General features: G+C 45.1%; 7 protein-coding genes. 1 reads left to right on the top strand and 6 read right to left on the bottom strand.

Features of this window, described 5'->3' with window-relative positions; translation table 11 throughout:
• Positions 1–744 (top strand): formate/nitrite transporter family protein (locus E1163_RS03585; protein WP_155169533.1); only part of this gene is annotated, 744 nt, incomplete at its 5' end.
• Here the strand turns inward: E1163_RS03585 and E1163_RS03580 are convergent.
• The 6 genes from E1163_RS03580 to E1163_RS03555 form a co-directional block, all read right to left on the bottom strand.
• Positions 737–1,807: an alanine racemase gene (locus tag E1163_RS03580; RefSeq protein ID WP_155169531.1), complete on the bottom strand. Its 1,071-nt coding sequence runs from the start codon at positions 1,805–1,807 to the stop codon at positions 737–739. The genes E1163_RS03585 and E1163_RS03580 overlap by 8 nt on opposite strands.
• A 9-nt stretch (positions 1,808–1,816) precedes the next feature.
• Positions 1,817–2,971: an alanine racemase gene (gene alr / locus E1163_RS03575; RefSeq protein WP_155169529.1), complete on the bottom strand. Its 1,155-nt coding sequence runs from the start codon at positions 2,969–2,971 to the stop codon at positions 1,817–1,819.
• Positions 2,964–4,124: an amidohydrolase gene (locus tag E1163_RS03570; protein WP_155169527.1), complete on the bottom strand. Its 1,161-nt coding sequence runs from the start codon at positions 4,122–4,124 to the stop codon at positions 2,964–2,966. Before E1163_RS03570 ends, alr begins: the two co-directional genes overlap by 8 nt.
• A 15-nt stretch (positions 4,125–4,139) precedes the next feature.
• Positions 4,140–4,562: a GNAT family N-acetyltransferase gene (locus E1163_RS03565; RefSeq protein WP_425482668.1), complete on the bottom strand. Its 423-nt coding sequence runs from the start codon at positions 4,560–4,562 to the stop codon at positions 4,140–4,142.
• 60 nt (positions 4,563–4,622) lie between these two features.
• Positions 4,623–6,068 (bottom strand): sodium:solute symporter family protein, encoded by a 1,446-nt coding sequence (locus E1163_RS03560; RefSeq protein ID WP_155169523.1) that lies wholly within the window; start codon positions 6,066–6,068, stop codon positions 4,623–4,625.
• A gap of 117 nt (positions 6,069–6,185) precedes the next feature.
• Positions 6,186–6,653: MarR family winged helix-turn-helix transcriptional regulator (locus E1163_RS03555; RefSeq protein WP_155169521.1), on the bottom strand; the 468-nt coding region annotated here is incomplete at its 5' end.

Here is a 6,653-nt window from a genome sequence, read left to right as displayed (position 1 = left end):
ACGCCGCAGGGCCTCTTTGTTTCTGCTTTTGCCGCCGGTCTGGAAGTGGGTTTTACGCTGTTTTTGAGTGGCATGGTACTCACTCTGCTACATGGCCATATTCCGGACTACCTGATGCACATTTTTCTGGCACTCTCCTATCCAATAGGTTTCATTTTTGTAATCATTGGAAGGTCCGAATTATTTACAGAACATACCACGTTAGCGGTTATCCCCGTACTCAGAGGCTCGGCCTCTTACAAAAGCCTGCTGCGGCTCTGGGGTATTATATACCTTGGCAACCTGGTAGGCGGCTACCTGATGGCTTTTATCTTAACAGCTATAGGCTCCAGCATGGACATCATATCTCAGGATGCTTTTAAATACCTTGCCCACCACATGGTGAAATATGATTGGTTAGTAATCCTGGGTAGCAGCATCATTGCCGGCTGGCTCATGGGGCAATTGTCGTGGCTGGTTACATCATCGCAGGAAACCATCAGCCGTATTGCCGTAGTTATACTGGTCACTTCGCTGATCGGCCTGGGCGGATTGCACCACTCTATTGTGGGTTCTATTGAAGTGTTTGCCGGGGTACTAGCCTCGGGCATCAGTTGGATGGACTACATCCACTTTCAATTCTGGACCACAGTAGGTAATATTATAGGTGGTGTGGTGTTTGTCTCAGTGATAAAATTCAGCACTATAAGACTGAGCGAAAAGAAGAAGCATCATAAAAAGCCTGTCGATAAGAACGCTAAATGATCTTCTTATCGATATAGCTTGAGTTCAGGATACTCAGTGCGCCCATGTACCTTAACTTGAAAGACACAAGATCACCTACTTTGTAGTTTCTTCTGGTTTTGCCCAGATCTATGACCAGCATGTCGCTGCTGGCGCCACTAATTTCTATTTTCGGATCATCCGGGATCAGGTATTCAGGTGAGATATCGAGTAGCCCAATGTCTATAATGGCTCGGTATGAAGTTTTACCGTAGTCTTCCTCGTTGATCACCATTACCTCGCCGGAAGGGTTTTCCGCCAGCTCGCCCATAGGTACTTTAGGCTTCTCGTACAGCTCAATGATCTCTGTATAGAGTTTAAATACATCATCCCTCATGCCCTTAACAGTTTTCATGGTGAAGAGGTTAAGCCCGAAATAGAGGATCTCCCCGACCCTGAAATGGTTGATACCCATAGGCCTCATTTTTTTCAGCAACAAGGGAATGGTAACTGAGGTACCTCCTGAAACCCAGGGGATCTTCCTGTTGAATTTGGCTTCAATCAGTTGTTTGTACAGGCTGAGCTGAATGAGCTTATCCTGCGAGGGCATTACACCATGCAGACAATTGAGATTGGTACCTATGCCTGAAACTTCAATATTGGGAAGCTCAAAGATGCGCTCGTAAAAATCAATGACATTTTCCCCAAGCACTCCTTCACGCAGGTCGCCCATTTCGATCATGATAATGACCTTGTGTTTTTTGTTTTGCCTGCCTGCTTCTTCCGACAGCAGCTTAATGGTAGAGTAGCTTGTGTTAAAGCTTACATCCGCATATTTGATCAGGTTAGGAATACTGCGCTTGGCCGGAGGCTTGATGTAAACCGTCTGAACCTTTTTGTCAATGCTTTTAACCACTTTGAGATTGCTTATCCTGGAGTCGTGGATCTCCCTGGCTCCGAGGTTAATCACCTCCCTGATATAGTTTTTGTTTCCGCAAAGCAGCTTGGTGACCACTCCCCACTCTATATCACGGTCTTCAAAAAGTTTTGACAAGTATTGATAATTGTGTTTTAAGCGATCTTTATATAATTCTAAAAAAGCCATTGTTTTGGTTTATTCTGTTATACGGGGAATATCATGAGGCAGCCTGGTAAGCAGTTCATAGTTTAGCTGGTTACTCAGCTCCCCAAATGAAGCCACCGAAATAGCTGTTTCCTCATGCCCGCCTATTAAAGTTACTTCAGTTCCTTTTGAAACACCAGTTACATCGGTAATATCTACCATCATCATATTCATGTTGACCGTGCCAATTACCCCAACCCTGCGGCCATTGATCAGCACACGGCCCTGATTACTAAGCACTCTACTGTAACCATGGGCATACCCTACGGGAATAGTTGCGATGATCATATTTTGCTGCGCCAGGTAGCTGGTACCGTAACCAATGAACTCTCCGGCCTTAACTACTTTTATACCCATCACATAGCTTGACCAGGTTATAACCCTTCTCAATGGGTCAATTTTATGTTCTGTTTTTAGTTTGCCGAGGTAGTCAATAAAAATCTCTTTACTTGGCCAGTAACCATATTGTAAAATTCCCACCCGTACCATATCCATATGGGTTTTTGGGTAAGCCATAGCCGCAGCAGAGCAGGCTGTATGTCGAACTTCAGGTGTTACCCCATTCTTCTTCAGCCATTCGTAGGTTTTATTGAACTTCTTGATCTGTTTCTGAACCCTTACATGGTTGGCTATGCTTTCTGCTCCGGCATAATGTGTGCATAATCCCTGGGGTTTCAGGTGTTGGCTGTTTTCTTTGATGAGGCCTACCAGTTGCTCAAGTTCACTACGGGTAAAACCCGTCCTGTTCATCCCGGTTTCAACTTCAATATGAATAATGGCAGGCTTGCCTACTTTTTTGGCTGCGTCCAGAGCTACCTGCGCCCTTTCCATATCAAAAATAAAAAACTCTATTCCCTGCTCTACCAGCCACTCCACATCATGGTTATACACGGCTCCCATTACCAGAATGGTACACTTTTTATTGAGCACCTTATGCGCTTTGTAGGCTTCGTCAGCACTGAAAACCGAGAAATGGTCTACACCACATTTCTCAATCATGGGCGCTATCGTTTCTATACCATGCCCGTAGGCATTGCCTTTCACTACCGATGATAACCTCACATTTTCGCCCAGTCTGGACCTTATAAATTCAATATTGGATTTTAGCGCCTCTGAGTTAAGCACAATTGTAGATGTACTATGCATTTTCTGTTTTTAAAAGCTGGTTAATGATGTTGTAAAACATTAAAATGCCAGTGCTCAAAATCTCATCCGGGAAATTATAATTCGGGTTATGCAAATCGGGCATATCCTCACCTGAGCCCAGTCCGAACAGGGCTCCTTTATATTTTTGTGTAAAAAGGCCGAAATCCTCACTCCACCTAAAGGGTTGTTCTACTTCGGTCACCGACAGATTCAATTGTTGAGCAGCATTTTTTATATACTCACAACAATTTTTGTCGCTGATGGTTGAGCTAAATATTTCCGTATCACTGATTTGTACTTTTAGCTTGTATTGTTCAGCAATAGCCTTGGTTCGTTTCTCTATTTCCTTTTCCAGTTTGGAAAGGTCTTCGTCATGATAGGCACGTATGGTCGCCATTACCACGCCTTTGCCAGGGGTAACACCAAAAGCGCGGTCACCCAGCCTGGCATGCACTACTGTAGCCAGTGCAAAATCCTTCAATCCGCTCAGGGTTGAAGGTGCCTCCTCGATCAATTTTATGATCTCTGCCACTGCACGAGCCGGGCTGATACCATTATGGGGTTCGGCGGCGTGGGATGTTTTGCCCTGCAACTCTATGATCAATCCCTTGGAAGCTGCGGCAAATACGCCTTCTTTAACAATAATGTCTTTTTTGGCAAACCCCGGAAGGTTATGAAGGGCGAAGATATAATCTACTTTAAGGTCTTGAAAGGCGTCGTCCTTGATCATGCGGCCGGCACCTTCACCGGTTTCTTCCGCCGGTTGGAATAGTAAGGCCACTCTGCCCTTGTCAGGTTTTTGATCGGCCAGCAGCGGAGCTAAGCCGGCCACCATCGACATGTGGCCATCGTGGCCACAGAGGTGTGCTTTGCCTTCCTTCCTGGATTTATAGGGAATATCATTGATCTCTTCTATAGGCAAGCCATCGAGTTCTGCCCTGATCATGACAGTAGGGCCGGGCTTTTCTCCGTCAAAATAGAAGATCATGCCCTCTCCTCCTATTCCTGTCACCACTTCATCAGGCTCAAACTGTGTTATGAAATCCCTGATCTTTTGGGCGGTTTCCTTCTCTTCACCAGAAACTTCCGGCTCTTGGTGTAGTTCTTTCCGTAGTTGCTGCAGTTTTTGCAGCGTTGCATCCTTTATCGGCATACAGTATGAAACTGCTTATTTTTTAAGTCTCATTTCAAGGTACTTATTGGTAAAGCCCAATTTCTCATAAAGAAATTTAGCAGGGTTATTTGGCTCCACATGCAAAGCAATATCGCCATCCGCTTTATCAATAGCCCTTTTCATCAGTTCCTTACCTATTCCCTTACCGCGGTGCGCAGAATCCATAGCGATATAAACCAGGATATTCTCAGGAATATAGCCTGCCATACCGGTTCTGTTGATCACAACGGCACCGATGATCTTGCCATCCAGTCTGGCGGTAACTACAAACCCACCGGGTGTAACACCGCTGTCCAAAGCATAATCAATAGCTTTAAGGATATCTGCCTTTTCGTCACCGAATTCATCCAGGTGCACATAAAGGAAATCCGCCACCTCTTCGCGGTGGATCAGTCCCACCGTTTCCGCAGGTGTCATTATATTATATTGAACCATTTTTGTGTCTTTATTTGTGTTTGCTGAAATTGTACTCATAAGTTAAGCATGTTTTAATTTTTGTTTCTTTCTTACTTCGTTGACCACGATAAACATGACCAGCGAAGATGTGATCCCGTAGAAATTGGCATCGAGGCCCAACGGCAGTTTTTGCTGGCTCAGTATAAGGGTGAGTGTAACTATCCCTCCTGTAAGCATGGCAAGAAATGCTGCCAGGGAACTGCTGTTTTTTACAAACAGCGCTGCAATAACCGGAACGAACAGTCCCGAAACCATAAATGCATATGAATAAAGCATCAACTCTAAAACATTCTGCATAAATGTAGCCAGAATAAGTGCAGCTATACCTATAACGAGTGTAAGCACCTGCGAAGTTCTCAGAATGCTTTTTTCACTTTTGCCAATGTGTAGCCATCTCCCCAGCACATCGGTAAGAATGTTGCCGGATGCCGCCATCAGGCAGCTATCCGCGGTGGACATAATGGCTGAGAAATATGCTGACATCATCAGTCCCATTAGCCCGACAGGCAGGATGCTTCGAAGCAAAAGCGGAAGGCCCATTTCTGAATCTATGTCGCCAACGGTAGCAAAGCCAAGGTCAACAAACATACCCTGCTCGGCCGCAACACGGGCAAAAAGCCCAAGCAAAACACCCATCATCGCCATAACAGGCCACTCAAACAGGCCTGCGATAAACCAGGCTTTCCGTGCCTCTTTTTCTCCCCTGCATGAGTAGATCCGCTGGTAGAGTGTCATGCCCACAAACCAGATCGGAATGATGGTGATGCCCCAGTTGACGAAGGTCTGCCATTTGATATTGCCAAAGGATAAGTATTCGGCAGGCAGTATGGTAGAAATAGCGTCATAACCACCAATAGCCATATAGCCTAATGGAATACCTATGAATATCAGGCCGGACATCAATATGATCCACTGAATGGTGTCAGTATAAATAACAGCTTTCATGCCGCCCATTACCGTATAAACTATGGCAATTACTCCCATAATGATCAGGGCGGTATTCAGGTCTAGTTCAACAAATGAAGCAGATGCCAGCTTAGCTCCGGCCAGGATCTGCGAACTGGTGAACCCGATATATCCTATAGCTGAGATCACTCCGGCCAGCAAGGCTACATGACCGTTATAGAAGTGCCCGAAAATCTGAGGGAAAGTGAGAAAATTATGAAGTTTTGATAACCGGCTCACCTTCGGAATAAGCAGCACTGCGGCCAGCCATGCCCCGATCAAACCAGTAAACAGCATCCAGGAACCTGCTATGCCCATAGTGAAACCAAGTCCTCCCAGTCCGATTGAGAAGCCTCCACCAACATCGGTGGCCACTACGGACAAGCCCACATGCCACGACCCCATTTTTCTACCTCCTACATAATAATCGTCAGTGTCTTTGTTTTTCTTCAGGAAGAAGAAACCAACTCCCAACATGGCCAACATGTAAATGGCGAAAATCGCCAGGTCAATAGCGTGCATTCAAGAAATTTATTTTCTACAGAAACATTTAAAACACAAAACTATGGATATAACATTTAAAATGCCATTTTTCATAGCATAATAACAGTTATAAGATCATATTATCTTCTGCACAAATTATTTATCATCCTGGGAGGGCAGCAAATCGTCCAGCGTTACCAGCGGATATGCATCTATATCGTCTATGCCCATCACATCGATCAGGAGTTTGAAACCACGCTCAATTTCCTTTAGCTGATCCTCCGATAGCTTGTTAAGCTTGGTTTGCAGTTGCTCATGCATAAGTTCAGGCGCTTTTTTGAGCAGGGACGCCCCACTTGTCGTCAGCGCCACATAAGTAATCCTCTTGTCTTTCAGGTTCGGCAGCTTGGCCACATAGCCTTTCTTCTCAAGCCTGCTGATGATCCCTGTAACTGTACTCGAGTTAAGGTTCAGGTATTTGGAGATCTGTCCGTGGGTAGCTTTGAAGTCATCGCACGTTTTCAGATAGTTTAACGTTAACAACTGAGGAATACTGATACCGTACTCCTTCTGGATCCTTTTTGATTCCAGGTTGACAGATCGAAGAATTTTTCGAATATTGAT

It is taken from the genome of Fulvivirga kasyanovii, assembly GCF_009711405.1.
In the GTDB taxonomy this organism is placed as follows: Bacteria; Bacteroidota; Bacteroidia; order Cytophagales; family Cyclobacteriaceae; genus Fulvivirga; species Fulvivirga kasyanovii.
This window is presented reverse-complemented; position numbering and strand designations above follow the sequence as displayed.

Excerpts from the sequence above, each read along its gene's own strand:
- E1163_RS03580 (WP_155169531.1), bottom strand. The coding sequence starts at position 1,807 with ATGGCTTTTTTAGAATTATATAAAGATCGCTTAAAACACAATTATCAA.
- alr (WP_155169529.1), bottom strand. The coding sequence starts at position 2,971 with ATGCATAGTACATCTACAATTGTGCTTAACTCAGAGGCGCTAAAATCC.
- E1163_RS03570 (WP_155169527.1), bottom strand. The coding sequence starts at position 4,124 with ATGCCGATAAAGGATGCAACGCTGCAAAAACTGCAGCAACTACGGAAA.
- E1163_RS03565 (WP_425482668.1), bottom strand. The coding sequence starts at position 4,562 with ATGACACCTGCGGAAACGGTGGGACTGATCCACCGCGAAGAGGTGGCG.
- E1163_RS03560 (WP_155169523.1), bottom strand. The coding sequence starts at position 6,068 with ATGCACGCTATTGACCTGGCGATTTTCGCCATTTACATGTTGGCCATG.